General features: G+C 44.4%; 23 protein-coding genes and 3 pseudogenes. 16 read left to right on the plus strand and 10 right to left on the minus strand.

The window, feature by feature from the left end; genetic code table 11:
- Positions 1 to 3 precede the first annotated feature (3 nt).
- The 10 genes and pseudogenes from AC0IYG_RS03755 to AC0IYG_RS03800 all read left to right on the plus strand — a co-directional run bounded on the left by AC0IYG_RS03755 (position 4) and on the right by AC0IYG_RS03800 (position 9,111).
- Positions 4 to 546, plus strand: a complete 543-nt coding sequence (locus AC0IYG_RS03755) for an NADH-quinone oxidoreductase subunit B (protein ID WP_082217317.1) — start codon at positions 4 to 6, stop codon at positions 544 to 546.
- A gap of 6 nt (positions 547 to 552) precedes the next feature.
- Positions 553 to 1,053, plus strand: coding sequence for an NADH-quinone oxidoreductase subunit C (locus AC0IYG_RS03760; RefSeq protein WP_471709693.1), 501 nt, complete (start codon positions 553 to 555; stop codon positions 1,051 to 1,053).
- An 18-nt stretch (positions 1,054 to 1,071) separates the two neighbouring features.
- Positions 1,072 to 2,298 (plus strand): NADH dehydrogenase (quinone) subunit D, encoded by a 1,227-nt coding sequence (gene nuoD, locus AC0IYG_RS03765; RefSeq protein ID WP_471709694.1) that lies wholly within the window; start codon positions 1,072 to 1,074, stop codon positions 2,296 to 2,298.
- Positions 2,299 to 2,313: 15 nt separating this feature from the next.
- Positions 2,314 to 2,811 (plus strand): NADH-quinone oxidoreductase subunit NuoE, encoded by a 498-nt coding sequence (gene nuoE, locus AC0IYG_RS03770; protein WP_471709695.1) that lies wholly within the window; start codon positions 2,314 to 2,316, stop codon positions 2,809 to 2,811.
- Between the two features lie 23 nt (positions 2,812 to 2,834).
- The gene (nuoF, locus tag AC0IYG_RS03775; protein ID WP_471709696.1) at positions 2,835 to 4,175 is read left to right on the plus strand and encodes an NADH-quinone oxidoreductase subunit NuoF; all 1,341 of its coding nucleotides are present in this window, start codon (positions 2,835 to 2,837) and stop codon (positions 4,173 to 4,175) included.
- The gene (locus AC0IYG_RS03780) at positions 4,175 to 5,692 is read left to right on the plus strand and encodes an ArnT family glycosyltransferase (RefSeq protein ID WP_471709697.1); all 1,518 of its coding nucleotides are present in this window, start codon (positions 4,175 to 4,177) and stop codon (positions 5,690 to 5,692) included. The genes nuoF and AC0IYG_RS03780 overlap by 1 nt, the downstream gene beginning before the upstream one ends.
- A 21-nt stretch (positions 5,693 to 5,713) precedes the next feature.
- A pseudogene (locus tag AC0IYG_RS03785) lies at positions 5,714 to 6,831 on the plus strand (NADH-quinone oxidoreductase subunit G).
- A 42-nt stretch (positions 6,832 to 6,873) separates the two neighbouring features.
- Positions 6,874 to 7,953 (plus strand): NADH-quinone oxidoreductase subunit NuoH, encoded by a 1,080-nt coding sequence (nuoH, locus tag AC0IYG_RS03790; RefSeq protein WP_471709698.1) that lies wholly within the window; start codon positions 6,874 to 6,876, stop codon positions 7,951 to 7,953.
- Positions 7,954 to 7,968: 15 nt separating this feature from the next.
- Positions 7,969 to 8,562, plus strand: coding sequence for a NuoI/complex I 23 kDa subunit family protein (locus AC0IYG_RS03795; RefSeq protein WP_471709699.1), 594 nt, complete (start codon positions 7,969 to 7,971; stop codon positions 8,560 to 8,562).
- 30 nt (positions 8,563 to 8,592) lie between these two features.
- Positions 8,593 to 9,111 carry an NADH-quinone oxidoreductase subunit J family protein gene (locus AC0IYG_RS03800; RefSeq protein WP_471709700.1) on the plus strand — a complete coding sequence of 173 codons (519 nt, stop codon included), beginning with the start codon at positions 8,593 to 8,595 and terminating at the stop codon, positions 9,109 to 9,111.
- Between the two features lie 78 nt (positions 9,112 to 9,189).
- Here AC0IYG_RS03800 and gcvP read toward each other — a convergent pair whose 3' ends face one another.
- From gcvP to AC0IYG_RS03815, 3 genes and pseudogenes are all read right to left on the minus strand, one after another.
- Positions 9,190 to 12,084: an aminomethyl-transferring glycine dehydrogenase gene (gene gcvP, locus AC0IYG_RS03805; protein ID WP_471709701.1), complete on the minus strand. Its 2,895-nt coding sequence runs from the start codon at positions 12,082 to 12,084 to the stop codon at positions 9,190 to 9,192.
- 132 nt (positions 12,085 to 12,216) lie between these two features.
- Positions 12,217 to 12,423 (minus strand): hypothetical protein, encoded by a 207-nt coding sequence (locus AC0IYG_RS03810; protein WP_471709702.1) that lies wholly within the window; start codon positions 12,421 to 12,423, stop codon positions 12,217 to 12,219.
- A 92-nt stretch (positions 12,424 to 12,515) separates the two neighbouring features.
- Positions 12,516 to 13,774: pseudogene (locus AC0IYG_RS03815) on the minus strand (metallophosphoesterase).
- Positions 13,775 to 13,872: 98 nt separating this feature from the next.
- On the opposite strand from AC0IYG_RS03815, the gene AC0IYG_RS03820 reads away from it, so the two are divergent.
- Entirely contained in the window at positions 13,873 to 14,094 is a 222-nt protein-coding gene (locus AC0IYG_RS03820) for a hypothetical protein (protein WP_471709703.1), read from the plus strand.
- A gap of 11 nt (positions 14,095 to 14,105) precedes the next feature.
- On the opposite strand, the gene AC0IYG_RS03825 is transcribed toward AC0IYG_RS03820, so the two are convergent.
- A complete protein-coding gene (locus tag AC0IYG_RS03825; RefSeq protein ID WP_471709704.1) occupies positions 14,106 to 14,666 on the minus strand; it encodes a YqgE/AlgH family protein in 561 nt (186 codons plus the stop codon).
- Positions 14,667 to 14,790: 124 nt separating this feature from the next.
- Between AC0IYG_RS03825 and AC0IYG_RS03830 the strand changes: the two genes are divergently transcribed.
- Complete coding sequence (locus tag AC0IYG_RS03830; RefSeq protein WP_471709705.1) at positions 14,791 to 15,339, plus strand: gamma carbonic anhydrase family protein; 549 nt, start codon at positions 14,791 to 14,793, stop codon at positions 15,337 to 15,339.
- Here AC0IYG_RS03830 and AC0IYG_RS03835 read toward each other — a convergent pair.
- Positions 15,320 to 15,949: a DedA family protein gene (locus AC0IYG_RS03835; RefSeq protein ID WP_471709706.1), complete on the minus strand. Its 630-nt coding sequence runs from the start codon at positions 15,947 to 15,949 to the stop codon at positions 15,320 to 15,322. The genes AC0IYG_RS03830 and AC0IYG_RS03835 overlap by 20 nt on opposite strands.
- Positions 15,950 to 16,005: 56 nt before the next feature.
- The gene (locus AC0IYG_RS03840; protein ID WP_471709707.1) at positions 16,006 to 17,901 is read right to left on the minus strand and encodes an ABC-F family ATP-binding cassette domain-containing protein; all 1,896 of its coding nucleotides are present in this window, start codon (positions 17,899 to 17,901) and stop codon (positions 16,006 to 16,008) included.
- 139 nt (positions 17,902 to 18,040) lie between these two features.
- Here AC0IYG_RS03840 and AC0IYG_RS03845 point away from each other — a divergent pair.
- The 3 genes and pseudogenes from AC0IYG_RS03845 to AC0IYG_RS03855 all read left to right on the plus strand — a co-directional run bounded on the left by AC0IYG_RS03845 (position 18,041) and on the right by AC0IYG_RS03855 (position 20,733).
- Positions 18,041 to 19,028 (plus strand): annotated as a pseudogene (locus tag AC0IYG_RS03845) (formylglycine-generating enzyme family protein).
- 27 nt (positions 19,029 to 19,055) lie between these two features.
- Positions 19,056 to 20,402, plus strand: a complete 1,347-nt coding sequence (locus AC0IYG_RS03850) for a Gfo/Idh/MocA family protein (protein ID WP_026629387.1) — start codon at positions 19,056 to 19,058, stop codon at positions 20,400 to 20,402.
- Positions 20,403 to 20,529: 127 nt separating this feature from the next.
- Positions 20,530 to 20,733 (plus strand): hypothetical protein, encoded by a 204-nt coding sequence (locus AC0IYG_RS03855; RefSeq protein WP_471709709.1) that lies wholly within the window; start codon positions 20,530 to 20,532, stop codon positions 20,731 to 20,733.
- Here AC0IYG_RS03855 and aroC read toward each other — a convergent pair.
- From aroC to AC0IYG_RS03870, 3 genes are read right to left on the minus strand one after another with little or no spacing between them, the layout of a single operon-like run.
- Complete coding sequence (aroC, locus tag AC0IYG_RS03860; RefSeq protein ID WP_471709710.1) at positions 20,720 to 21,799, minus strand: chorismate synthase; 1,080 nt, start codon at positions 21,797 to 21,799, stop codon at positions 20,720 to 20,722. The genes AC0IYG_RS03855 and aroC overlap by 14 nt on opposite strands.
- A 7-nt stretch (positions 21,800 to 21,806) precedes the next feature.
- Positions 21,807 to 22,853: a BatD family protein gene (locus AC0IYG_RS03865; RefSeq protein ID WP_471709712.1), complete on the minus strand. Its 1,047-nt coding sequence runs from the start codon at positions 22,851 to 22,853 to the stop codon at positions 21,807 to 21,809.
- 28 nt (positions 22,854 to 22,881) lie between these two features.
- Positions 22,882 to 23,211 carry a hypothetical protein gene (locus AC0IYG_RS03870; RefSeq protein WP_471709713.1) on the minus strand — a complete coding sequence of 110 codons (330 nt, stop codon included), beginning with the start codon at positions 23,209 to 23,211 and terminating at the stop codon, positions 22,882 to 22,884.
- A gap of 104 nt (positions 23,212 to 23,315) precedes the next feature.
- Between AC0IYG_RS03870 and AC0IYG_RS03875 the strand changes: the two genes are divergently transcribed.
- The gene (locus tag AC0IYG_RS03875) at positions 23,316 to 23,522 is read left to right on the plus strand and encodes a hypothetical protein (protein ID WP_082217338.1); all 207 of its coding nucleotides are present in this window, start codon (positions 23,316 to 23,318) and stop codon (positions 23,520 to 23,522) included.
- A 76-nt stretch (positions 23,523 to 23,598) separates the two neighbouring features.
- On the opposite strand, the gene AC0IYG_RS03880 is transcribed toward AC0IYG_RS03875, so the two are convergent.
- Entirely contained in the window at positions 23,599 to 25,356 is a 1,758-nt protein-coding gene (locus tag AC0IYG_RS03880; protein WP_471709715.1) for a tetratricopeptide repeat protein, read from the minus strand.
- Positions 25,357 to 25,420 lie beyond the last annotated feature (64 nt).

Genomic DNA, 25,420 nt, shown 5'->3' on the forward strand with positions numbered 1-25,420 from the left:
ATTATGAAAGAAGTAACGATTGTGGAGGCTCCGCAAGGACATAGCGGATCTGGTTTTTTTGCAACTTCATTTGATGAAGCCATCGGTCTGGCCCGCAGCTATTCGCTCTGGCCACTTCCTTTTGCAACCTCTTGCTGTGGAATTGAATTCATGGCAACAATGGGTGCACACTACGATATATCCCGATTTGGATCTGAGCGTCCGAGCTTTTCTCCTCGCCAGGCAGATTTGCTGATGGTTATGGGAACAATTGCCAAGAAAATGGCGCCGGTTGTCAAGCAAGTTTATTTGCAAATGGCTGAACCGCGTTGGGTAATGGCTGTTGGCGCTTGCGCATCGAGCGGTGGTATTTTTGACACTTACAGCGTCCTGCAGGGAATTGACCGCATTATTCCGGTTGACGTTTACGTGCCTGGCTGCCCGCCACGCCCTGAGCAGATCATTGACGGACTTATGCACATTCAGCATTTGGCACAAAATGAAAAGCTGCGCCGCAGAAATACAGACGAATATCAGGAACTGTTAGCATCATATAACATTCAATAATCCCCTATGCTAAGTAACCAGGAGGTAGCCGAAGCGCTTTTGGAAAAATTTGGTGATCAGGTTTTTGACTTTGACGAGCCTTACGGACTGCTGACGCTTTCGACCTCTCGCGAGGAAATAATTCCAGTTTTAGATTTTTTACACAATCATAAAAACTTTCAGTTTATCTTTTTGACGGACATTACCGGGATTCATTATCCGGAGTCTCCGGGAAAAGAATTTATGGTTGTATATCACATGCACAGTTTCGTGCACAATTTCCGTGTAAGGATAAAAGTTAGTCTAGCCGAGGCGGACATTCACATTCCGACAGCGACTGGCTTATTTGCTTCTGCCAACTGGATGGAACGTGAAACTTATGACTTCTTTGGGATCATGTTTGACGGGCATCCGAACCTGAAACGGATCCTGAATATTGAGGAGATGGATTATTTTCCAATGAGGAAAGAATTTCCGATGGAAGATGCGACGCGTGAAGATAAAACAGATGCCCTTTTTGGCCGATGACCCTATACTGAGTAAGATATGGCAGATATTGAATTGTTACCACATAACGTTCCCGCCAATGCCGATTTACCGGAGCTTGTTGAGGAACTGACTACGCTTAACCTGGGTCCTACCCACCCTGCCACTCATGGAATTTTTCAGAACATCCTTAAAATGGATGGTGAAAAAATTATTTCTGGTGAGCAGACAATTGGATATATACACCGTGCATTCGAGAAAATAGCCGAAAGAAGGCCATTTTACCAAATCACAACCCTTACTGACCGCATGAACTATTGCTCTTCCCCGATTAATAATCTGGGATGGCATATGACGGTTGAAAAATTGCTTAGCGTTGAAGTTCCGAAAAGAGCGCAATACATTCGCGTGATCATGATGGAGCTTGCACGCATTACTGACCACTTGATCTGCAACAGCATTTTGGGTGTGGATACGGGTGCTTTTACCGGTTTCCTTTATGTAATGCAAAAGCGTGAGGAAGTTTACGAAATTTACGAAGAGGTTTGCGGCGCACGTCTGACAACAAATATGGGCCGTGTCGGTGGAATGGAAAGAGATCTTTCGTCCACTGCGATTCGTAAGATTAAAGAATTTATCAAAAGCTTCCCGCCTGTTCTGAGAGAGCTTGAAAAACTGCTCAATAGGAACCGGATTTTCATGGACCGGACCATTAATGTTGGCCCTATTTCATTGGAACGCGCGTTATCTTATGGTTTCACGGGTCCTAACCTTCGCGCAGCCGGTCTTGATTACGATGTGCGGGTGATGAACCCATATTCCTCTTATCAGGATTTTGAATTTGACATTCCTGTTGGCCAGAACGGTGACACATATGACCGTTATATGGTCCGCAATGAGGAAATGTGGCAAAGCTTGAAAATCGTCGAACAAGCGATCAATAATCTTCCGGAAGGACCTTATTACGCCGATGCTCCTGAATATTATTTGCCTCCGAAAAAAGAGGTTTACAGAAGCATGGAAGCACTTATTTACCATTTCAAAATCGTAATGGGTGAAATAGATGCTCCGATCGGAGAGGTTTATCATGCAGTGGAAGGCGGCAACGGAGAACTTGGATTTTATCTGATCAGCGACGGCGGCCGCGCACCATACAGACTGCATTTCCGCAGACCAAGCTTTATTTATTATCAGGCTTATCCGGAAATGTGTAAGGGAAGTACGCTTTCTGATGCCATCCTTACCATGAGTAGCTTAAACGTAATTGCAGGTGAGCTGGACGCCTAAAAAAATATTCAAGAAATGACTGAATCACCAAATCTGGTTGCATTTACACCGGAAAGACAGGAAAAAGTAAAAGAGATTATTGCACGTTATCCAGAGGGCCGTCAGAAATCGGCTCTTTTGCCTGTTTTACACGTTGCACAAGAACAGTGGGGCTGGTTAAGCAGCGAAGTTATGGATCACGTGGCCAGCTTATTAAGCCTGGAACCCGTTGAGGTTTATGAAGTTGCGACTTTTTACACCATGTATCACCTGGATCCGGTTGGCAAGCATGTCATCGAATATTGCCGCACGGGTCCTTGCTGCCTGATGGGTGGGGAAGACGTTTACGGACATTTGAAACAAAAATTGGGAATCGACGCCGGACAGACGACAGCGGATGGACTTTTTACATTGAAAGAAGTGGAATGTCTTGCTGCATGCGGCTGGGGACCGGTTTTCCAGATTCGTGAGAAATATTACATGAACCTCACGAGTGAGAAAGTGGATGAAATAATTGAAGAGTTGAGTAAATAGCGTAAGCTGAAATTGATCCTCAAATGGCTAGAAAAATATTAACGGAGCATATTAATACACCGGGAATCGAAACCTTCGACGTTTACCGTTCGAAGGGAGGGTACACCGCCGTTGAAAAAGCAATCAAAACCATGACTCCTGAAGAAGTTGTGGAAGAAGCGAAGAAATCGGGTGTGCGTGGAAGAGGTGGTGCAGGATTTCCAATGGGCATGAAATGGGGCTTTTTGGCAAAACCAGAAGGTGTTCCCCGTTATCTTGTTTGTAATGCGGATGAATCTGAGCCAGGAACATTCAAAGATCACCATTTAATGAAATGCATTCCTCATTTGCTAATCGAAGGAATGATCATTTCAAGTTTTGCACTTGGTGCGAATAAATCGTTTATCTATGTTCGTGGCGAGCTGATGTACGTGATCCGTATATTGGAAAAAGCCATTGAAGAAGCGAAAGCAAAAGGATTTTTAGGCAAAAATATATTAGGAACAGGTTACGATCTTGAACTGATCGTCCAGCCGGGCGGTGGCGCATACATTTGCGGTGAAGAAACTGCGCTTCTTGAATCATTGGAAGGAAAAAGAGGCAATCCAAGAAATAAGCCCCCATTTCCAGCGGTAAAGGGTTTATACCAAAGTCCTACGGTTGTTAACAACGTAGAATCGATTTCTAACATGCCGTGGATTATTAACAATGGCGGAGATGCTTACGCAGCCATTGGTCTTGGTCGCAGCACCGGAACAAAGTTAATTTCTGCTTCGGGACACATTAATAAGCCTGGTGTTTATGAAATTGAATTAGGTGTAAGCGTCGAAGAATTTCTTAACTCCGACGAATATTGCGGCGGTGTAAGAACAGGACATCATCTGAAAGCATTGGTTGCAGGAGGTTCTTCTGTTCCCATTTTACCAGCGCATCTGATCATGAAAACGGCCAATGGCGAAGATCGCCTGATGAGCTATGAATCATTGTCCGACGGTGGATTTGCAACGGGAACCATGTTAGGCTCGGGTGGATTCATTGTTTTTGATGAAACAGCTTGTATCGTCAGAAACACTTGGAATTTCTCGCGTTTCTACCACCACGAATCTTGCGGACAATGCAGCCCATGCCGCGAAGGAACAGGCTGGATGGAAAAAGTCCTTCACCGGATCGAGCACGGTCACGGAAGCATGCATGACATTGATCTGCTGGTTGATATTTCCAAAAAAATCGAAGGAAACACCATTTGTCCTTTGGGAGACGCAGCGGCCTGGCCGGTTGCGAGTGCGATCAGGCATTTCCGTGATGAATTTATGTGGCACATTACAAATTCGCATGAAGCATCTCAGCCAGGCGCCGTATATCAGGGTGAAATGGCATTAGTATAATGGAAATTAATAAGTCGCTGATTTGGGTCCGGGATAATTCTTTTGTAATCGCTTTGATCTTCGGGCTCATCAGCGCATTGATACTTTTAGTCATTAAATTTCAGGCATCCATCAGTTTCTATCCGGACATATCAGGAAGTGAAGGCAGCACAATTTTGCCTATTCAGCTCCTGGTTTCCGGTAATCCTATTTATCTGGATCCGGAATCTGCGCCTTTCAGATTGTCGCAATACGCGCCTATTTATTCAACCATTGTTGCTACTTTGTGTAAAATCCTGGGCTGGACATCGGCTGAGGTGCATAAGATTTATCTTGCCAGCAGACTTTGGTCAAATCTTTTCACCATTGGGACCGTTTTTGGAATCGGTGTTTTTCTTTACCGCGTCACCAAAAAGCCAGTTTTAGCCATTCTTGCCGGACTCTATATTTTTCACATTCTCAGTTTCTGGCTGCTTACGACTTCCAGGCCGGACAGTTTGCTTATTCTGCTGACATCTCTTTTCGTTTTCTCTGTCTATAATGCTTTGCAAGAAAACGGGAAGCAATATTGGTGGTTTGCTGCGGTCTTTATTAGTGTGACGGCATTTTTTGTAAAACAAAGCGGCGCTATTCTGCCCATTGCACTGGGCATATTCTGGCTTTTAAACAAACAATGGAAAACAGTCATAATGCTGACTTTTTTCGGCATTGCTGTGTTCGGGTTTTACCTGTTGATCTTGCCTATTAATACGGTTGAGCTGTTTTTTACGAACATTGTCGGCGGTGTAGCAAACTCGGCAAGCTGGGATTGGTTTTACGACTGGACATTGCAGCATTGGTTATTGCAATTCGCACCATTGATTGCCACCAACATTGTTGTAAGCGCTTTTGTCATTTATCATAGGACGTCTCCGTTTCAGTTGTTTTTGACATTGTGCTGCTTTTTGCTATTCCTGTTCGCAACGTCCACTGCATTTAAAATTGGTGCAGGCGTAGGCTATTATCAGGATTACTTGCTGTTATCCGTTTTGCAGATTTCGCTATTCGTTAGTGATCAATCATTTGCGCGTCGTTTCGACAATGTTTTTTTGAAAGCCGGCGTCTCGCTGTATCTCATTTTTGCGTTTTTACATTGCACGCTGTTCGTGTTCATGAGATATCGGCCGGTTATTAATTCCAACTTTGAATCAAGATATTCGGAGGAGCGCAAGGTGTCGGAATATTTATACAAAGAGAAAAATTTGAAACCGAAAGAGTGGGTTTATATTTGCGGAGGCAATAATATGGAAGGCTATTTTCTCACTCAGTTTCTGGTCAATAATGCGCTTATTCCATTCCCGGATCTGGTTTATCTGGCAAATTTGAACGGGACATTCAGCTTTGATAAATTTGGGGACATGGTTAGGAGAAGGGAGATTAAATACGTAATTTCATTGAAAGGGATCGTGCCCGTTAACATCCTCAATGTTGATTTTGCAAACACTTTAAAATACAGCTCAACAGTCGGCTCGTATGATATTTACGAAGCTGATAAATAGCTTAATGTTATAATTTTTGGCATGGAAGAGACCAAACCTCAGTTAATAAAAATTACATTCGACGGCATCGAAGTCGAGGTGGAACCAGGAACAACCATTATGCAGGCTGCACGCAAAATCGCAGAAGCGGACGAAAGTCAGGCTGCGCTTGTGCCTCCCGCAATGTGTTATTACAAACCGCTGCCAACTTCTGGCGGTAAATGCAGGGCTTGCCTTGTACGTGTAGCACAAGGTTCTGCAAAAGATCCGCGACCAATGCCAAAGCTCGTTCCATCTTGCATTACACAAGTTCAGGAAGGAATGGTTGTGGAAAATACGACTAACCCGGCCGTTCTGGACACACGTGTAAGAGCATTGTAGAGTTCCTGCTGATCAATCACCCGCTTGACTGCCCTATCTGCGACCAGGCTGGTGAGTGCCATTTGCAGGATTTTGCATTTGAGCATGGATCCGTGCAAACGCGCTACGAGGAAGACAGAAGGACTTTTGATAAAATTGACATTGGTCCTTATGTGCAGCTGCACATGACGCGCTGCATTCTTTGCTATCGTTGCGTTTACACGGCTGACCAGATTACAGATAAGCGTCTGCATGGCGTAATGAATCGTGGGGATGCCTCAGAAATAAGCACTTACATTGAAAAAGCGATTGACAATGATTTTTCAGGAAATGTGATCGACGTTTGCCCGGTGGGCGCGCTTACGGATAAAACTTACCGCTTCAAAAACCGCGTATGGTTTACCAAACCAGAAGATGCGCACCGCGATTGCGATAAATGCTGCGGCAAAACGACGGTTTGGTACAGAGGCGACGAGATTATCCGTGTTACTGCACGCAAAAACACGTGGGGCGAGGTTAATGACTTCATCTGCAACACTTGCCGCTTTGAAAAGAAAAAGACAAGCGACTGGGTTTTGGAAGGTCCAACGAAAGTGAAACGCAGTTCCGTTATTTCTGCTAATAAATATCGCGCTGATCTCGTTAAAAAGCCTGATTTTGCTTTAAGATTGGCAGAAACACAATATAAGAAGGTTGACGACACCCGTCCTTTTGTTACTGACGAAGAGACGATCCGTCATCAAAGCATTGAAAACAACGACAGAGCAAATCACCGCTCGTTGCTGGCAAAAAACAATTAATTAATCGGCTGAAACCGGCCAAGCTGTAATCTCGATTAGAAAATGGATTTAACGGAGTTTCTCATTAAAACCGCAACGATTTTCGTTGTTTTCGTCCTTACCCTCGTCATTGCCATGTATTCCACCTGGGGAGAACGCAAAGTCGCAGGTTTCATCCAGGACCGGATGGGACCAAACAGAGCGGGACCGGGCGGTTTGCTTCAGCCACTTGCAGATGCTGGAAAAATGTTTTTTAAAGAAGATTTTATCCCTGCTTTGGCTAACAAATGGCTCTTTATTGCTGGCCCAAGTTTAGCGATGTTAACAGCACTGCTGGCAAGTGCAGTAATTCCGTTTGGAAGCACTTTCCGCATTAATGGTCATGAAGTGGCTTTGCAGGGTGTTGAATCAAATATTGGAATTCTTTATGTTTTCGGCGTTGTCGCATTGGGCGTTTACGGAATTATGGTGGGAGGCTGGGCTTCTAATAACAAGTTCTCGCTTCTGGGTGCTATTCGCGCAGCATCTCAAAACATTAGTTATGAAGTTGCAATGGGACTTTCCCTGATTGCGATTTTAATGATGAGCAGCTCGCTTTCACTCGGTGAGATTGTTTCTCAGCAACACGGCGGAAACTGGAACATCTTTTACCAGCCGCTTGGGTTCATTATTTTTATAACCTGCTCATTTGCGGAATGTAACCGTGTACCATTTGACCTTCCTGAGTGCGAAACTGAGCTTGTAGGCGGTTATCACACCGAGTATGGCAGTATGAAACTAGGCTTCTATCTGTTCGCAGAATACATTAACATGTTCATTTCATCGGCCATTATTTCAACATTATATTTTGGCGGATACAATTATCCTGGAATGGACTGGGTTTACACGCAGCTGACACAAGCTTTCGGATCTGAAACAGGTCACAATGCAGCTACGTTGATCGGAACAGCAGTATTTTTCGGTAAAGCATTGTTCTTTATCTTCTTTTATATGTGGGTGCGCTGGACAATTCCGCGCTTCCGCTATGACCAATTGATGAATCTGGGCTGGAAAAAACTGATCCCGCTCGCTATTTTTAATATCATAATCACAGGTGCTGCCGTGCTTTTCCTTAAACCGGCTATCACTGCGTGGTTGAATTAATAAAAACACATTGCCATGCAACTGACAAATCGCTCTAAGCAAGTAAGCAATAAAGAAATGACGTTCATGGAACGCGCCTACTTGCCTGCTATTGCAACAGGTTTAGCGATCACCATCAAGCACTTTTTTGCAAAAAAAGTAACCATAGAATATCCCGAAGTAAAAAGATATTTGGGTCCGGTTTTCCGTGGAAGACATATTCTGAAAAGAGACGAAGACGGCCGCGAGCGCTGCACAGCATGCGGTTTATGTGCCGTAGCGTGTCCTGCCGAAGCCATTCAGATCGTAGCGGCTGAGCGTGAAAAAGGAGAAGAAAAACTTTATCGCGAGGAAAAATATGCGGCTGTTTACGAGGTGAATATGCTGAGATGCATTTTCTGCGGACTTTGCGAGGAAGCTTGCCCGAAACAGGCTGTTTATCTTCGTCATGACGAATTCGTGCCTGTGTTTGCAGAACGTGATCAGGTGATTTGGGGAAAAGACCTTTTGGTTGAAGACATGAATAACCGTTATACCCGCGAAGCCTGGACGAAAGAAGAGGCGCGTGCACTGGATATGAAAAGAGCCAGCGGTGAAGTGACTAATGTTGTTCCAAGAGCCATTCCCTGAACGTAACCGAGCATATCAGCTAATCTTACTATGAATTCAACCGTTTCATTTTTCTATTTTCTTTCGTTTCTGACAATTCTGAGCGCAGTAATGGTCGTCGTTTCTCGTAACCCGATCCACAGTGTGCTTTATCTGATCCTGACATTCTTTACGCTTTCAGGACATTATATTCTATTAAATGCACAGTTTTTGGCTGCGGTTAACATTATCGTCTACGCCGGTGCAATTATGGTGCTCTTCTTGTTTGTGATCATGTTCCTTAACATGAAGCAGGATCATGAAGAATCGAAAACCAATCTGACCAAAATCGCCGCAACCATTGTCGGCGGAACTGTATTTGTGATTTTGTTCGGTGCTTACCGCAAGAGCGTAATTCCAGGACTGGACGAGCAGCAGTTTGATTCGCAGATCGGGATGATCGAAAATCTAGGTCATTTGCTTTTCCGCGACTATCTGCTTCCTTTCGAATTGGTTTCCATTCTGCTTTTAGTGGCGATGGTGGGTGCAGTAATGCTCGGGAAACGCGAAATTGGAGAGAGACATTTTTAAACGACATTCAGTTCAAAGCCATAAAAAAAGGGAAATGCTCAGTGAGCGTTTCCCTTTTTCATTATCTATAAATGAACCTTAACTTGCTTCAACTTCACTATAAGCCTCAACCGGAATGCAAGAGCAGATCAGGTTGCGGTCTCCATAAGCGCTGTCAACGCGGCTAACACTTGGCCAGAACTTGTTGAAACGCAAATGTGGCAATGGAAATGCTGCTTTCTCGCGGCTGTAAGAACGCGTCCAGTTGTCTGCTAACAAAATCCGGGATGTATGCGGAGCGTTTTTCAACACATTGTCCGTACGGTCAGCGATGCCATCCTGAATCTCACGAATCTCATTTCTGATCGCGATCATTGTGTCACAGAAACGGTCAAGCTCAGCTTTGGACTCAGATTCCGTTGGCTCGATCATTAATGTGCCTGCAACCGGGAATGACAATGTCGGTGCATGAAAACCGTAATCCATCAAACGTTTTGCAAGATCCTCTGCCTCCACGCCTACTGATTTGAACGAACGGCAATCCAAGATCATTTCGTGCGCACAACGGCCATTGGTTCCTGTGTAAAGAACATCGTAATGACCGCTAAGGCGTTCCTTGATATAATTCGCGTTCAGGATCGCATATTTGGTTGCATTGGTCAATCCTTGCTCGCCCATCATTGCAATGTAAGCGTAAGAGATCGTCAGGATGCTTGCACTTCCATAAGGCGCTGCTGAAACTGCTCCGGCTTCTCCGGCAGGCAAATGCTCAGGCTGCGTATTGAAGTTTACGTGACTTGGCAAAAATGGCATTAAATGCTCTGCAACGCCAATCGGGCCCACACCCGGACCGCCACCGCCATGCGGAATGCAGAATGTTTTATGCAAATTCAAGTGGCAAACGTCCGCACCAATTGTTGCAGGGCTTGTTAATCCAACCTGTGCATTCATGTTGGCACCGTCCATATAAACTTGTCCGCCGAATGAATGGATCATTGCGCAAATCTCAATGATGCTTTCCTCGTAAACGCCGTGCGTTGATGGATATGTGACCATTAGGCAAGACAATTCATCTTTATATTGTTCCGCGCGCGCACGGAGGTCGGCTACGTCAATGTTTCCTCTTTCGTCACATTTAGTAACAACCACTTTCATGCCCGCCATTACAGCAGAAGCCGGGTTAGTTCCGTGTGCAGAAGATGGGATCAATGCAACATTCCGGTGTGCTTCGCCGCGGCTTTCGTGATAAGCACGGATCGCCATAAGGCCTGCATATTCTCCTTGTGCACCTGAATTTGGCTGGAATGACATGGCTGCAAATCCTGTAATCTCGCACAACCAAATGTTCAGCTCGCTAACAAGCTGTGCATAACCGCCAACTTGATTCGTCGGGGCGAAAGGGTGAATAGCACCAAACTCCGGCCATGTCAAAGGAATCATTTCGGCTGTTGCATTCAATTTCATCGTGCAGCTGCCCAATGAGATCATCGAATGAACCAATGAAAGATCTTTATTTTCAAGCGATTTCAGATAGCGGAGCATTTCGTGCTCTGTATGGTGCGTATTAAAAATCGGATGCGTCAGATATTCAGATGTGCGGGCAAGATTTGCTGGCAATTCCGTTTCTAACTCTTCCTCAATCACCATTTCACCCTGAAAACCGGAAACTTCCGCAAATACATTCAAAAGTGCAATGACATCGTCAAAGGTCTTTGCCTCATCAAATGAAACCGACACACTTTCCTCACCATTGTATTTCAGGTTAATGCCCCATTTCACAGAAGTTTCTCTCAACTTCCTGGTCAGTGTGGTTTTAATGGTTACGGTGTCAAAAAACTGCTCCGTAGCCACTTCGTAATTAAACTGCTTAATTGTATCAACAAAAAGACGAGTCAATCCATGAACGCGGGCAGCAATGGTCTTCAACCCCTCCGGACCGTGATATACACAGTAAGCGCCAGCAATAACTGCCAAAAGCACTTGTGCCGTACAAATGTTAGAAGTTGCTTTTTCGCGGCGAATGTGTTGCTCACGGGTTTGCAACGCCATACGCAATGCGCGATTGCCTTCCGAATCTACGGAAACACCGATGATCCGTCCTGGAATATGTCTTTTGAATGCTTCCTTGGTTGCAAAATAAGCTGCATGCGGTCCGCCGTAACCCATTGGGACACCAAACCGTTGCGAAGAACCCACAACAACATCAGCGCCCATTTCACCAGGTGACTTCAACAATGTAAGCGCCAGCAAATCGGCTGCTACGGCAACTGAAATTCCCTGTTCGTGTGCTGCGGCAATAAAATCAGTGTAATCTATAACTTCTCCGTTAGAGGCTGGATATTGAACCAGGACTCCGTAAAGATTTTCGTCAGTTAAATCAACCGTTGCGTGATTTCCAACAATGACGTCAATGCCAATTGGCTTTGCTCTTGTGTGGATAAGGTCGATTGTCTGTGGATGGCAAAGTTCAGAAACGAAGAATGTGTCTGCTTTTTTGCGTGCAGATGAGCGCTGGCTGTGCAGCATCGTTACAGCTTCTGCTGCGGCTGTTGCTTCATCCAGCAATGATGCATTCGCAATTTCCATTCCGGTAAGATCCGTAATAACGGTCTGGAAATTAAGGAGCATTTCTAGCCTGCCTTGCGCGATTTCAGCTTGGTAAGGCGTGTAAGCCGTGTACCACGCCGGATTTTCCAAAATATTCCGAAGAATAACATTGGGTGTGATTGTATCGTAATAACCTGTTCCGATGTAGGATTTCAAAACCGCATTTTTGCTTGCAATTTTTTTGATCCCCTGCAAAAACTCCTGCTCCGACTTTGGTCTTGGCAAGTTGAGCGGCTTCTGCAATCTGATGGCCTGAGGAAGTGTCTGGTCAATTAATTCATCCAGTGATGCGGCTCCGATCGTACTCAGCATCTCCTGCAATTCCTGCGCATCCTTACCGTGGTGACGGTTTTCAAATTTATCCTGGTTCCGAAGATTAATTTTCATTCAACTTGGGCTGACAAAGTCAATATTAAGTGGTTTTTTAAAATACAAAAGTAAGCAAATCCACCCAAATCTCTTAGAGAATGATGGGTCTGCTTACTCTTGAATATATGCAAATTGATGTCAAATAGAGTGTCAGTGATTGGGACAACCGCAATCCGTCTTTCGCTTGAATATTCCGAGGAATTTCTTGGATTTCGGTTTCTTATAACCCTTATACTTTTTCTTTTTAGCAAAAAGCTCAGTCTTTGCATTGACCGGTTTGGCACTCGCTGTGGTCACGCCGGATATGCCGCAAATCAATGCTAATACAAGAAATAAGGAAGCAAATTTTGTCATCATCTTTTAATTTTTGAATACAAAGGCCTTATATACTCAACGCATTTGATCCGCTATCCTGTATAACTGATTTAACGGATTTACAAGTTCCCGCATTAAGCCTTAACCAGCTCTATAATGGTAATTTCGGGCAAAATACCAACCCGGCCCGGATAACCAAGATAACCAAATCCGCGGTTTACATATAAATGCTGGTCATTCTCCGTGTATAACCCCGCCCATTCCTTATATCTGTATTGCACCGGACTCCATTTCACTTTTCCAATTTCCACGCCGAACTGCATGCCGTGTGTATGTCCGGCAAGGGCGAGGTCAATGTCTTTATATTTCGGCAAGACCTGCGCTTGCCAGTGGCTTGTGATCGTGGGAAAGCAATATTTTTACCGGAAACTGGTCTGTATGCTGATAGGCTTTTTCAAGATTTCCGTATTTGGCGAAGTTCCCGGCTCCCCAGTTTTGAATGCCGATCAATCCGATCTCCTCGCCATCAACGCGGATCGCGCGGTTTTCATCAAGCATCAGGTTCCAGCCTAACAGTTTGTGCGCATGCTGCAAATCAGCCAGGTTTTTTGTTTTTGCCTCAATGCTCGGCCATTGGAAATAATCACCATAATCGTGATTTCCTAAAACCGAATGCACGCCCAGCGGTGCTTTTACTTTATCAAAAATATTAATGTAATCCTTCACTTCCATTGCACGGTCATTCACCAGTATCACCGGTAAAAAAAGCAATGTCTGGCTTCTCTTTCATCAACATTTCAATCCCGCCTTTCACAGCAGTTTTGTTAAAAAAGCTTCCCGAATGAATGTCTGACAATTGCGCAATTTTGATTCCGTCAAATGCTTTGGGCAAATTTTTCAAGGGCACGCGCACCCGGCGGATCCGGTAATCGTGCGCACCAGATATAATTCCGTATGCAAATGTGCTAATCAGGCCCGCTCCTGCAACCATGGCAGTTGTTGCAATAAACTGTGATCGCGGAATGGTGGCTTCACCCGTTTCCGGAGAAACGTGCGCAGCAGAAGGGAAGAAATAGCTTGCAATCCATTGTAAAAAGCGACGGATATCGTCCAAAAACAACAACAAAACCGCCAGCAATTTTGATAAATAAGGAATAGCGATGAAAGCGACAATGAATGTGCGGGTCGTGCTTTTCAGTGTATCGGGCGGAAGCAGCTGCATGATAATGTATGCGCCGAGCGTCAGAATGGTCAATCCCCAATATGCGCCACCGATCCAGCGCTGCGATACGGGTGTAAGATTCCGGATTGCAAAACGCAACCCCTGCCACACATACCAATCAATTACAAAAAGTATAAAGGTGAGAAATATAAAAAAAAAGGTTCTGTTCATTTCGAATTATAATTATTCATATTTCTCGTTAACACCCGGCACGATTTTCTCGTTCGGTCACATTTTGTAATTTTGACCCCATTAAAATAAAAATTGCTATGCCGGAATTCGATTTTAAACGCTTTCACATTCGTTCCATGAACGCAGGTTCGGACGAGGAGCGCGCGCAGATCAACCAGGAGCTCAAAGATTTGTATGCTTCGCTGAGTGAGGAAGATAAGAAAATTTTTAACGAAGCATTGCAGCAGTTCCTTACCAAAGAAGTGGGCCGCATCAGGTCCGACTACGAATCCATTAACGGACTCGGGAGCTCAAACTGAGCGTTTAAAGCTTAATTAAGCCTTGGATCGATCGGATAATGTGCGATGGAGCGATATTCGCCGCCCATGTTACGCAGGATTTCCCGCCAGAAATTTTCAGGAGGCGTTGAAAAAAGGAATTCCGAATTGGTGCTCGAAATGATCCAGGAATCCTGCTTCACCTCGTCATCAAGCTGGCCGCCGCTCCACCCGGAATAACCAATGAAGAATCGGATATCATCGGAGTGGAAATTGCTTAAATTCAGCAGCATTTTCACACTTTCAAAGTCTCCACCCCAGTAAACATCTTTCATGATCTCCGTTCCTCCGGCAATGAGGTCTGGTCTTCTGTGGATAAAGTGTAATGTATTTTTCTCGACGGGTCCGCCCAAATGCAGGGTAATGTCCTGATAAATGGTTTCTTCCAGCACATCGCCCAGAAACAGTTCTGTGGTCTGATTCAGCACAAAGCCAAAACTGCCCTGCTCATTGTGTTCGCACATTAAAATAACACCGCGTTCAAAATTGGGATCCCCCAAGAACGGCTTGGCGATCAACAGACTTCCCTTCGAAATATTCATGGCTGATGGCATAGTGGGTATGGCTTAGTGTATCAAAAACGAAATATATTTAATTTTCGGCAAGAAATTCGACGTATTTTCGGCTGAAACAAAAATCGTGCTTGCCACTTGACTAAAATATAATATAATAAAGAATATGGCACTTATCAAATCTGTTCGCGGAGTGAAGCCCGCATTTGGCGAAAATTGCTGGTTTGCGGAAAATTCGACCATCGTTGGTGATGTGGTTATGGGAACGCATTGCACAGTGTGGTTTAATGCGGTCATTCGCGGGGATGTGAACAGCATTCGCATTGGTGATTTTTCCAATGTGCAGGATGGCGCGGTGATCCATTGCACTTACCAGCGGTTTGCGACCACCATTGGCAGTTATGTCTCCGTGGCACACAATGCAATTGTGCATGGTTGCACCATTGAAGACCACGTATTGATCGGCATGGGCGCTATTGTGATGGATGGAGCCGCGATTGGCGAAGGTTCGATTGTAGCGGCCGGCGCCATTGTAACGCAAGGAACAAAAGTGCCTCCCGGAACGATTTACGCTGGAAATCCTGCAAAATATCTCAAAGATGTTTCTCCCGAATTAAATGCAGCCATCGACCGGACTGCAAACAATTACATTACTTATTCGGGTTGGTTTAAGGAAGAAGAAGATGGGGACAATGTTAGCTCATCTCTTTCCTAGCATTCAAATAACCTTTGATAACCGTGAATGTGGTGATGGCGAGGAAGAAAAGAATGATATACTGAACGTAATCCACGATCCAGGGAAAACGCTCGCCGAAGAGAAAGCCGCCGCCCGTAAGCGCCCCGATCCAGATTGCGCCGCCGGCAACATTATTAATCATAAATGAAGGGAAAGTCATTTTAACCAATCCAGCGAGGATCGGTGCGAACGTGCGGACAACGGGGAGAAAGCGGCTGATAATCAATGTTCTGCTTCCGTATTTCTCAAAATATTTCCGCGTGGTGTCAATGTGTTTTTTCTTGAAAAAGAAAGAATCAGGTCTGTTCTCGAACATGTCGCCGAAATATTTCCCAAAAATATAACCCACGAGCGAGCCCAAAACCGCGGCGGTGAACATGCATAAAAGCAAAATGCCGATCGGCACATCGAGAATTCCCGTGCCGCAGAAAACGCCTGCCAGAAAAACGAGATAATCTCCCGGAAGAAAAAATGCAAAAAACAGTCCGTTTTCAGCAAAAATGATGAATGTAATAACCAACAAGCCTCCGGTACGAATTAACTCTTCGGAATCAAGAATGTATTGGAAAAATTCGGTTACTGAATTCATAGTTTTGATTTAAACGGACCACTAAGCAAGGCAAAATTTGTAAGTCCGCCAAATATTTAAGCATTTTCAGACAGCTCCAACCAACGCATTTCCTTGTCGGCCTGGCTCTCCGTAATTTCCTCGATTCTTTTAGACCATTGTGCCAGATCAGCATGCGAGCCTCCCGCATTTAACTTGGCCACCAAAGCTTCTTTTTCCTGTTCCAGTTTTGCAATGTCCGCTTCCAACTGCTCCATTTCTTTTTGCTCCTTGAAGCTTAGCTTGCGCTTAGGCGCAGCTGCAGCAACGGGAGCGGCAGTTTCCTTCACCGGCTGGATCACGTGCGTTGTGTTGCTCTTACCCGCATTTCCTCCCGAGCTTTTCTTCTCCGCTTCCTGCTCGTCCTGATATTCGCGCAGCTCTGTATAATTCCCCGGGAAATCGCTGATCTTACCTTCTCCTTCAAACACAAAAATGTGCTGTACGAGCCTGTCAAGGAAATATCTGTCGTGGGAAACGATCACGAGACATCCGGGGAAGTTCAGTAAAAATTCTTCCAGCACATTCAAACTCGCAATGTCCAGATCATTTGTAGGCTCATCGAGAATCAGGAAGTTGGGCTGCTTGATCAATATCAGCAGCAATTGCAATCTCCGCTTTTCTCCACCGCTTAGTTTGGAAATAAAATCATATTGTTTGGAAGGCGAGAAAAGGAATGCTTGCAGCAAATGTCCGACCGTAACCGTTTCTCCGGTTCCCAATTGCACCACTTCTGCAACATCTTTTACGATGTCAATAACCCGCTGATTTTCATTAAAAATGAGGTCCGATTGCTTATAATAACCAAATTGAACCGTTTCTCCTTTTACGATCTGGCCCTTATCCGGCATCAGCTCGCCGGTGATCATATTCAACAGCGTGGATTTCCCCATCCCGTTCTGACCAACAATCCCAATCCGGTCTCCTTTTCTGAATGTATATTCGAAGTTTTTAATCAGCTGCCTTTCGCCGAAGCCTTTGCTTACATTTTCCAGTTCAATGATCTTGCTTCCAAGCCTTGAAGTCCGCACATTCAGTTCCATTTGAGTATCAAACTTCTTCTGACTTGCTTTTTCTTTCAATTCCTCAAATGCATCCACGCGATATTTCGCCTTGGTTCCACGTGCTTTGGGTTGGCGACGGATCCAATCGAGTTCCTTGCGCATGAGGTTTCGCGCTTTATCAATGCCGGCAGCCTCCATTTCTTCTCTCTCCGCCTTTTTTTCAAGGAAATAAGTGTAGTTTCCTTTATATGGATATGCTGATCCGTGATCCAGTTCCAGCATTTGATTACAAACTGTATCCAGGAAATACCGGTCGTGGGTTACAACCAAAAGCGTCGTATTAGAAGTGTTCAGATAGTTTTCCAGCCATTCCACCGTGTCAAGGTCCAAATGGTTGGTAGGCTCATCCAGGATCAGTAAATCCGGATCTTCCAACAAAACCTTCGCCATAGCAACCCGCTTCCGCTGCCCGCCCGATAGTGTTCCAAAAAGGTTTTCCGTATTGTGAATGCCGAGACGTCCCAGGATTTCCTTAGTCCTGTATTCAAAATCCCATGCATTAAACTTGTCCATATCCTCCATCACTTCGGCAAGCTCGTCGTGGTTATCCGTTTCAATGGCATGCTCGTAGCGCTTAACAACTTGCGCCACCGGATTGTTGGAAGAAAAAATCACGTCAATCACCGAAAGGCTTTCATCAAATGCCGGGCTTTGGTCGAGGTAACCGACGCGAATATCTTTACGAATGCTTACTTCACCTTCATCGGCGGGAATTTTCCCCGTCAGGATATTAAGAAAAGTGGTTTTACCGGTTCCGTTTGTGCCAATGAGCGCAACTTTATCTCCCCTGCTGATTCCAAAATTAATGTTTTTGAAAAGCCATTGATCGCCAAATGACTTTGCTATATTTTCCGCTGAAAGGTAATTCATGTTCTTAAAGTAAAATTCAATTACTACAAAGGTAGGACAGATCTCAAACAACAAAGAAAAAATTCGTTTGGAAAGGGTAAATACCATAATATTGCTCTTTATATTTAGTTATATGGTTCCATAGAACACTGTTTAAATCATGTCCAAGCAATTTTTTTACCTATTCTCAACCGTTTTCCTTTGTTTTAACGCAGTAGCACAAGACGCAAATTTTAAGAATTACACGCAGAAGATTGGAGGCAGCCCGCAGGTTTATGATATGGTCGCAATTCCTGGCGGCGAGTTTTTAATGGGAAGTCCGGCATCGGAAAAAGGCCGCAGGCCAGATGAAGGACCTCAGCACAAAGTTAAGATCGAGCCCTTCTGGATGGGCAAAACGGAGGTGATCTGGGATATTTACGATCTCTATGCCTTCAAAAACATGGAAAAGGAAATGGCAGCACGCCATCCTGATCCTGACAAAAGTGTTCAAAAAACCGATGCCAGCACGTGTCCAAGCCCTCCTTACGTAGATATGTCTTTTGGAATGGGAAGGTCTGGATATCCGGCCATTAACATGACCCAATATGCAGCCATTCATTTTTGCAAATGGCTTTACGAGAAAACAGGAATATTTTACAGATTACCAACAGAAGCAGAATGGGAATATGCATGCCGCGCAGGATCGAAGACGGCATATTCATTCGGAGCAGACGACGCTAAAATCGACGAATATGCTTGGTATCGCAAAAACAGCGATGCTGCATACAAAAAGATAGGCCAGAAAAAGCCGAATGCTTTTGGTTTACATGATATGCATGGCAATGTGATGGAATGGACTTTGGACCAAATATATTCCTGATTATTATGGTAAAAAACCTGCCGGAGAAGCATACGCGCCGGTAACTGAACTTTACCCGACAGCTGTAAGAGGTGGTTCTTGGGATGACGAGCCTGGCGATTTGCGCAGTGCCGCACGCACGCCTTCTAAGCCTGAGTGGAAAGTCCTTGATCCGCAGCTTCCTAAAAGTGAATGGTGGATGACAAGTGCATCATTTGTAGGTTTCAGAGTGGTAAGGCCGGTTAAGCAGCCTTCTCCTGAGGAGATTAAGGCTTATTACAGCCCTAAATTGATTGAAGACTATTGATATATAAACTCTTAATTAAAAAAGGAAATGGAACAAAATAGACGTGATTTTTTAAAAGCTACCGGCCTGTTTGCAGCAGGTGGTGCCATGCTGAATCCGGTTCGTGGATACGGCTTTAACAGCGCTGTGGATGAGACAATTAAAGTTGCTTTAATTGGTTGTGGAGGAAGAGGAACAGGAGCTGCTGCTCAGGCGTTGAGCACAACACAGAATGTGCAGATCGTTGCGATGGCGGATGCTTTTAAAGACCGTCTGGATGAATCATATAAGAACCTTACTGCCAAAAAATATAAGAATGCGGCAGGAACCGTTGTGGACACGAAACTGAAAGTGGATGTGCCTGAGGATCGCAAATTCGTAGGATTTGATGCATTCAAAAAGGCAATTGCATTGAAAGATGTTGACGTTGTTATTTTGGCGACGCCTCCGGGTTTCCGTCCTTCGCATTTTGAAGAAGCGGTGAAAAATAACAAGCATATTTTTATGGAAAAACCGGTTGCAACTGATGCGCCTGGAATCCGTAAAGTGCTTGAAATCGCAGAAGAAGCGAAGAAAAAGAAGCTTAATGTGGTTGTCGGTCTGCAACGTCATTATCAGGCAAATTACCTTGCTGCGATCAAAAGAATTCATGACGGCGCAATTGGTGACATTGTTGGCGGGCAAGTTTACTGGGTTGGAAGCAGCCCCTGGATGAAAGAACGTCAGCCGAACCAGACTGAAATGGAATACCAAATGAGAAACTGGTATTATTTCAACTGGCTTTGCGGTGACCACATTTCAGAACAGCACGTTCACAACATTGACGTTGCCAACTGGGTGAAAAAAGGTTATCCTGTTTCTATTCAGGGAACGGGCGGTCGCGAAGTTAGAACCGGCAAAGCTTACGGTGAAATTTTTGACCACCATACATTGGATCTTGTTTATGCAGACGGAACTGTTATTTCGAGCCAATGCCGTCAGTTTGAAGGCACCTGGAATAAGGTTGACGAAGCATTCGTAGGAACAAAAGGCCGTATCGACAGCTTTGACGGTAAAAAAACGATCCTGAAAGATTACAAAGGCGGCGTGATTTATCAGCATGATGACAAGGGCGATAAAAACCCATATCAGGTTGAGCATGACGAATTATTCGCTGCGATTGCAAAAGGTGAATATAAATTTGCTGATGCTGAAAACGGAGCGAAAAGCACAATGACTGCGATTATGGGTCGTATGGCGACTTATTCTGGTAAGATGATCAAGTGGGACGAAGCATTTAATTCGGACATCAATCTCTTCCCGGACAAACTGGCTTGGGATGCTTCTCCGAAGATTCTTCCAGGTCCGGACGGTCTTTACCCGGTGGCAGTTCCAGGAAAAACACAGGTTATATAATTTTAGTAATGCAACAGAAAAGGGCTCCTAGGAGCCCTTTTCTGTTTGTAAGTATCAAGAGATTTTTTAAATTGGAGTAGCAAATGTCCATGGAGGCATTTCCATTGTTGAACCAAAGAGATGCTCGGTGAAACTAACCCTTAGAAATGCTGCGCTGATTTTGCTATCCGGCATGTTTCTCGTGCTGATAGGCGTTTCACTGAAACCACAACAACCGCAATTCAGTAATCCCATTATCCTAACCGGCCTCGCCATTGAGTTTCTTGGCACCATATGGCTAGTGCTGAGTCTAAACCAAAGACGGAAAGGAAACAAATTTAAATCTTACTAGACCGGTTTCTCAGATAGAAGTCAGCAAGAACCAATGCTGCCATGGCTTCAACGATAGGCACCGCGCGGGGCACAACACAAGGATCATGACGTCCTTTGCCTTGCACAACGGCAACATCGCCATGCTGATCAATGCTTTCCTGATCCTGCATAATGGTTGCAACAGGCTTGAATGCAACGCGGAAGTAAATGTCCTCACCATTCGAAATTCCACCTTGAATCCCACCGGAATGGTTCGTGCGTGTATGCACATTGTTCGCTTCGTCAATGAAGAATGCATCATTATGCTGGGACCCAAGCAAGGTTACGCCTTCGAAGCCGCTTCCATATTCGAATCCTTTGACCGCATTGATGCTTAACATCGCTTTTCCGAGCTCTGCATGCAACTTATCGAACACTGGCTCACCCCAGCCCGCAGGAGCGCCTGTAATCACGCAATTTACCACGCCACCAACAGAATCACCTTGCTTTCGGACCGAATCAATGTAGTCAAACATTTTCTCAGCCATTTCAGGGTCCGGACAACGAACAGCATTAGTTTCCGTCAATGTCAAATCAAGTTCCTGATAAGACTTTTCCAGCTTCAATGCGCCTACTTGCGATACATAGGATTGAATGTTTACGCCTAAGTCGGCCAGAAGCAATTTTGCCAAAGCCCCTGCGGCCACACGAGCTGCAGTTTCCCGTGCAGAGCTTCTGCCGCCACCTCGATAATCCCGCACACCATATTTTACTTGATATGTGTAATCCGCGTGAGAAGGCCGGAATTGCGCAGCAATGTGAGAATAATCCTTGCTCCGCTGATCTTCATTTCTAATGATCAAGGCAATAGGTGTCCCCGTAGTTTTCCCTTCAAAAACGCCTGAAAGCACTTCGAACTCATCTGCTTCCTTCCGCTGTGTCGTAATCCTGGACTGGCCGGGTTTGCGTCGGGTAAGCTCGCTTTGGATAAAGTCAGAATCAAAGTTCACTCCCGCAGGGCAACCTTCAATAATAACGCCAATTCCTGCACCATGCGATTCGCCGAACGTGGCGATCTTAAATATCTTTCCGTATGTACTTCCCATTCAATTTTTACTTTCTGAAAACCCAAATCATTGTGATCAGCAATAGAATCACAACGGCATTGGTGGTGTCCTTTAATATTTTTTTATAATCAACAGTCTCCTTGCTGCTATCCAGACTTTCGAGGTTATCATACAAGCCGGCAGAACCACTTAATGACAAATTCGCCAATTTATAATCTTCCCCTTTAACAGAAAGCATTTTTGCCGATCGCAATGTGTCATATCTGGCTCTCTGCGAATCAAAGTAAATCCATTGGAAATATCTGCTCAGAGGAAATGTCCCGTCTTTTCTTGGCACAACAAAGTAATCAAAAGTTTTCTCCCCGGTCACGCTTTGGTAACTCCTTTTAATGATCTGGCTTGTTTCCGGCGGGTAAATGTCAAAGGTTGAATTGGTCTGGATCGTTGGGGCAGGAATGGCGGCAATGTTGCCCACGCCTTCCACTTTAAACATATAACGCACACTTTCTCCGGGGTAAACGAGCGCGCTGGACAAGTTTTCTTTCAAACTATATTGCCCAACCGCCACCTGATCGCGCAAAGGATGATCCGGGAGTTGCCGCACCAAAATTTTCACAGGCTTAGACCGAAATGTCTTCACCAGCTTGCGTTCAACATTCACGGCCCTACTATTGTCGATAACAAGCATTTGCAGCGCTATGGAAGGCAAAACGATGTCTTCTGTCGTGATAGGAAACAGCCGGGCCTGATACATGTTGTATTCCGTGTAACGACGGCCTTTAATGTTAACCTTGCGCTTAATAATCTCTTCAAGACCAACATTCTCTTCCCAGCAATTTTCCGGACGAAGCTTTTTGAGCAGCGATTGCAGCTGTTCGTTAAAACGGTAAAATTCCATTTGCACAGGCGCGTTTTCAGCGATGTATAATGAAACGCGCAACGCAAATCCCTGCCTGATATAAATGTTCTTGTTGTCTGTTTGAACGGATAAAAAGATACCCTCGTCCGTGTCCTCCAGTTCTGCTTCGAATGCCTGGCTGATTGGCTTGGAAATGCCTGCTTCCGACGATGCTGCCTGGGAAAACACAACCATTGTCTCCTCCGATTTCAGCTTAACATTGTTAACGGATATGACGAAATCCGGAATAAAGATAATTTCCCGGCTTGGCTGCAAAATATTCCTGAGTAATCGTCTGGATTACCACCTTCTTTCCATCAACCGTGCTGATGGCGCTCGTTGCGGATTTGCTTCGCTTTTCAAGCCCTTTAATCTCTGGAAAAATAACGGCTGGCCGGGTTTCCGCATCTCGTAAAACGACGGATATGAGAAACGGTTGGTCGATTGATAAATTCTTCGAGCCAAATTCAATTGTAGAGGCGTCATTTATGGACTGAGCACAGATTGTACCAGAAAAACACAAAATAATATTTAATAACGCATATAATTTCATTAATTATTTTCGTTAACTTTATTAGGAATTGCCGTTCTCTGATGCCTAAGTAGATTTCTAAGAATAATTATTCACGTCCCTAAACCACAAAACTACATAATACTATGGCCTCGATGCTCGAATACATAAAAATTATTCTGCAAAAAGTAAGCTTCGACCGCAGATTGTTTGAAAAAGAACTTAGAAAAGCAATCCGTATGTTAATGCCTGCTGAGGTGAGACGTTTGAGACAGTGGTGCTATGATAATTATGGAACGATACATTTGCCTGTGCTTAATACTTGCTTTGCACGGTTGTCTTCGTTAGGATAGCTTTATTTTTTTTAAGTCAATAACAAAAGAAGCCGCTTGGATATCCAAGCGGCTTCTTTTGTTATTGACTTCCGAGTTATTTCTTTTTCGGAGTTGCTGCTGTTTTGGTTTTAGCACCCGCTTTCGCACCAGCCGCAGGTTGTGTTTCTGCTGTAGGCGTTGCAAGTCCCAGCGCCTCTTTTGCAGAGACATTATCCGGATCAACTTTCAATAGTTTCTCCCAATATTCCTTCGCCTTTGCTTCATCTTTCAATGTAGTTTGCGCGTGGAAAGCCAGGTAGCCATATGCAAGTTTCAAGTATGATTTATACTTGCTTGGATCTGGATCTTTTTCTGCAAGCTCAGTCAATTTCAGGTAATATGGTTGAGAAATTCCTTTGTCCACGTTTTCCTGTCTGTCATAAGCATTATAAAGCGTACTTGCTCTCCAATAGTAACCGTATGGCCATTCTGGGAGCTTCTGCGTCACTGTAGCAAAAATTGAATCTGCTTTCAAGAACAATGCACGTCTTTCACCAGAAATCTTAGCGCTGTCTGCGTAGTTTGAATCAGCTGCAGTTGGAAGCACTTTTGCAGTTGCCATCTGGAAATTAGCCAAACCTGCATAGTAATAATCGTTCGCGCTCGCTTTTGCAGTGTCCATTGCAAGACCTTTTTCGTAAGCAGCCGCAGCATTAGGGAAATCCTTTGCAGCATAGTAAAGGGCAGCAACTTCTTTATAAGTTGTAGCAGCCTCTGCTTTGCTTGTGTCCATGTCTGCACCTTTCAAGATGTATGCAACACCAGTTGAATCGTATCCTTTACCATCGGTTACCTTTTGGTTATAAGCACGACCCAAATATTTGTAGTCATCACCGATTACTTTATCAGGAGCAATTTTGATAAATTCAGTCAAATTCTGAATAGCTTCGTCAGGCTTGTTTGTCTTGAAATAAGACCAGCCATACATACGCAATGTGATCGGATTGTTGATCTTTCCTTTGATCTCTTCAAGCAATTGCAATGACTTTGCGTAATCGTCAGCAGTAAAGGCAAACTGAGCAGCACGCAATTTCATTTCAGGATCAGTAGTTCCGCTTTTCTGGATATACAAATCGAAGTTTTCAGCAGCTTGTTTGTATTTTTGAGCGAAGAAATACAATTCAGCTAGATCTTTGTAAGCTGGTGCAAAATTAGCATCTGCTTCAATTGCTTTCTTGTAGTTTTCAAGCGCTAAGTTGTAGTTCTTACCACGTAGATAAATCGAACCGATCGCGTTATGAGCCGCAGCATAATTAGGTTTTGCCGTCAATGCATATTCATATGCAGTTACCGCAGCACCACCTTCATTACGTAGCATAAGTGCATCACCTTTTGCTAGATATGCATCAGCAAGGTTTTTGTCTCTCTTAATTGCCAGGTCCAGTAATCTGATCGCTTCTGCAGGATCATTTTGCTTTTCGAACAATGTATAAGCTTCTCCAATTCTAAAAAGAACCTCAGCATCTTTGCCTTTTTTCTTCTCAGCAAGGTCGAATAGTTCCTTTGCTTTTGCGCGCTCGCCTTTTGCCAAAGCTACGGTTCCAAGTCCAACCTGATTTAAATATGATTTGTCGTCAACTTGAAGTCCTTTTTCAAACGCTTTCTGCGCTTCGTCCAGCTGATTGGATTTTATATAGTAATAACCAAGGTAATATTGGTTATCAGCAGAAGGCGCTGATTCTGCGAGTTTTTTAAATAAATCTCCCGCTTCATTGTAACGTTCTCCGTGTATCAATGCCAAGCCATCCTGCGTCGTTTGTGCATATGAATTAACAAACGCCAATAAACCAATTACTAGTGCTACTAATTTCATTCTCATGTTTCTGTTCATTTTTTACCCGGTTAAAATAATGATAAAAAATTTGGCTTTCCAATAA

It is taken from the genome of Dyadobacter sp. AC419 (assembly GCF_979253085.1).

Excerpts from the sequence above, each read along its gene's own strand:
- AC0IYG_RS03755 (WP_082217317.1), top strand. The coding sequence starts at position 4 with ATGAAAGAAGTAACGATTGTGGAGGCTCCGCAAGGACATAGCGGATCT.
- AC0IYG_RS03760 (WP_471709693.1), top strand. The coding sequence starts at position 553 with ATGCTAAGTAACCAGGAGGTAGCCGAAGCGCTTTTGGAAAAATTTGGT.
- nuoD (WP_471709694.1), top strand. The coding sequence starts at position 1,072 with ATGGCAGATATTGAATTGTTACCACATAACGTTCCCGCCAATGCCGAT.
- nuoE (WP_471709695.1), top strand. The coding sequence starts at position 2,314 with ATGACTGAATCACCAAATCTGGTTGCATTTACACCGGAAAGACAGGAA.
- nuoF (WP_471709696.1), top strand. The coding sequence starts at position 2,835 with ATGGCTAGAAAAATATTAACGGAGCATATTAATACACCGGGAATCGAA.
- AC0IYG_RS03780 (WP_471709697.1), top strand. The coding sequence starts at position 4,175 with ATGGAAATTAATAAGTCGCTGATTTGGGTCCGGGATAATTCTTTTGTA.
- nuoH (WP_471709698.1), top strand. The coding sequence starts at position 6,874 with ATGGATTTAACGGAGTTTCTCATTAAAACCGCAACGATTTTCGTTGTT.
- AC0IYG_RS03795 (WP_471709699.1), top strand. The coding sequence starts at position 7,969 with ATGCAACTGACAAATCGCTCTAAGCAAGTAAGCAATAAAGAAATGACG.
- AC0IYG_RS03800 (WP_471709700.1), top strand. The coding sequence starts at position 8,593 with ATGAATTCAACCGTTTCATTTTTCTATTTTCTTTCGTTTCTGACAATT.
- gcvP (WP_471709701.1), bottom strand. The coding sequence starts at position 12,084 with ATGAAAATTAATCTTCGGAACCAGGATAAATTTGAAAACCGTCACCAC.
- AC0IYG_RS03810 (WP_471709702.1), bottom strand. The coding sequence starts at position 12,423 with ATGATGACAAAATTTGCTTCCTTATTTCTTGTATTAGCATTGATTTGC.
- AC0IYG_RS03820 (WP_471709703.1), top strand. The coding sequence starts at position 13,873 with ATGCCGGAATTCGATTTTAAACGCTTTCACATTCGTTCCATGAACGCA.
- AC0IYG_RS03825 (WP_471709704.1), bottom strand. The coding sequence starts at position 14,666 with ATGCCATCAGCCATGAATATTTCGAAGGGAAGTCTGTTGATCGCCAAG.
- AC0IYG_RS03830 (WP_471709705.1), top strand. The coding sequence starts at position 14,791 with ATGGCACTTATCAAATCTGTTCGCGGAGTGAAGCCCGCATTTGGCGAA.
- AC0IYG_RS03835 (WP_471709706.1), bottom strand. The coding sequence starts at position 15,949 with ATGAATTCAGTAACCGAATTTTTCCAATACATTCTTGATTCCGAAGAG.
- AC0IYG_RS03840 (WP_471709707.1), bottom strand. The coding sequence starts at position 17,901 with ATGAATTACCTTTCAGCGGAAAATATAGCAAAGTCATTTGGCGATCAA.
- AC0IYG_RS03850 (WP_026629387.1), top strand. The coding sequence starts at position 19,056 with ATGGAACAAAATAGACGTGATTTTTTAAAAGCTACCGGCCTGTTTGCA.
- aroC (WP_471709710.1), bottom strand. The coding sequence starts at position 21,799 with ATGGGAAGTACATACGGAAAGATATTTAAGATCGCCACGTTCGGCGAA.
- AC0IYG_RS03865 (WP_471709712.1), bottom strand. The coding sequence starts at position 22,853 with ATGGTTGTGTTTTCCCAGGCAGCATCGTCGGAAGCAGGCATTTCCAAG.
- AC0IYG_RS03870 (WP_471709713.1), bottom strand. The coding sequence starts at position 23,211 with ATGAAATTATATGCGTTATTAAATATTATTTTGTGTTTTTCTGGTACA.
- AC0IYG_RS03875 (WP_082217338.1), top strand. The coding sequence starts at position 23,316 with ATGGCCTCGATGCTCGAATACATAAAAATTATTCTGCAAAAAGTAAGC.
- AC0IYG_RS03880 (WP_471709715.1), bottom strand. The coding sequence starts at position 25,356 with ATGAAATTAGTAGCACTAGTAATTGGTTTATTGGCGTTTGTTAATTCA.